Genomic DNA, 1,292 nt, shown 5'->3' with positions numbered 1-1,292 from the left:
GTGATGCTCTTCGCGATCGGGCTCTATCTGAGCTTCACGACGGAAGGCGATTACCAGCAGGGCGCGACGGTGCGTATCATGTACGTGCATGTGCCCTCCGCCTGGCTGTCGATGATGTGCTACACGGTGATGGCCGTTTCGGCGATCGGCACGCTGGTCTGGCGCCACCCGCTCGCCGACGTCAGCCACAAGGCCGCCGCCCCGCTCGGCGCCGCCTTCACGCTGATCGCGCTCGCCACCGGTTCGCTCTGGGGCAAGCCGATGTGGGGCACGTGGTGGGTGTGGGATGCCCGGCTGACCTCGGTCTTCGTGCTGTTCCTGATGTATCTCGGCCTGATCGCGCTCAACCGCGCCATGGACGATCCGTCGCGGGCGGCCCGCGTCTCCGCCGTGCTGATCCTCGTCGGTTTCGTCAACATCCCGATCATAAAATTCTCGGTCGACTGGTGGAACACGCTGCACCAGCCGGCCAGCGTCATCCGCATGGGCGGCCCGACCATCGACCAGGAATTCCTCTGGCCGCTGCTGATCATGGCGATCGCCTTCACCCTGCTGTTCTTCACCCTGCATGTGATGGCGATGCGCAACGAGATCTGGCGCCGCCGCGTCGCCGCCCAGCGCCGCATGGCCGCACGTTTGGCCGGCCGGGAGGCTTAAGGAACTATGACCCACACGTTCTATATCGTCATGTCTTATGCCGTTGCGGYGACCGTCATCCTCTGTCTGATCGCCTGGACGTGGCTAGACGGGCGCACGCGTCAAAAAGAGCTGGCCGAACTCGAGGCTTCCGGCATCCGCCGCCGCTCCGCCCAGCCGACAGGTGACGCAGCATGAGCGTCGAGACCGGAAACCAACCCGCCCCACGCAAAAGCCTGGCGCGTTATGCGCTGCCGCTGATCCCGCTGGTGATTTTCCTCGGTTTTGCCGGCGTCGCCGGCAAAATGCTCTACGACCAGGACGTCAACGGCCGCGACGTTTCGGCCATCCCCTCGGCCCTGATCGGCAAGAAGGCGCCGTCGCTGGCGTTGCCGCCGCTTGAAGGCTCGAACACCGCAGCGCTGACGACCGCGGCGATCGCCGGCAAGCTGACGCTGGTCAACGTCTTCGCCTCTTGGTGCGTGCCCTGCCGCCAGGAACACCCGATCCTGAAGGAATTGGCGAACGACGGCCGGCTCACCATCGTCGGGATCAACTACAAGGACCGCAACGACAACGCGCTGCGTTTCCTTGGCGAACTCGGCAACCCCTACAAAGCGATCGGCGTCGATCCGAACGGCAAGGCGGCGATCGAC

The 1,292-nt window shown here is 64.9% G+C and carries 3 protein-coding genes; all 3 read left to right on the top strand.

Annotated elements, in window-relative coordinates:
- Window positions 1-657: heme ABC transporter permease (locus AC1DSN_RS22785; protein ID WP_477333129.1), on the top strand; the 657-nt coding region annotated here is incomplete at its 5' end.
- Window positions 658-663: 6 nt separating this feature from the next.
- Window positions 664-834, top strand: coding sequence for a heme exporter protein CcmD (gene ccmD, locus AC1DSN_RS22780; protein ID WP_477333127.1), 171 nt, complete (start codon window positions 664-666; stop codon window positions 832-834).
- A partial coding sequence (locus AC1DSN_RS22775; RefSeq protein ID WP_477333125.1) for a DsbE family thiol:disulfide interchange protein occupies window positions 831-1,292 on the top strand: 462 nt, incomplete at its 3' end. The genes ccmD and AC1DSN_RS22775, both read left to right, overlap by 4 nt.

The organism is Luteibacter sp. P4_D7_3 (genome assembly GCF_056401735.1).
The sequence above is the reverse complement of the archived record's forward strand: the minus strand, read 5'-3'. Positions and strand labels throughout refer to the sequence as shown.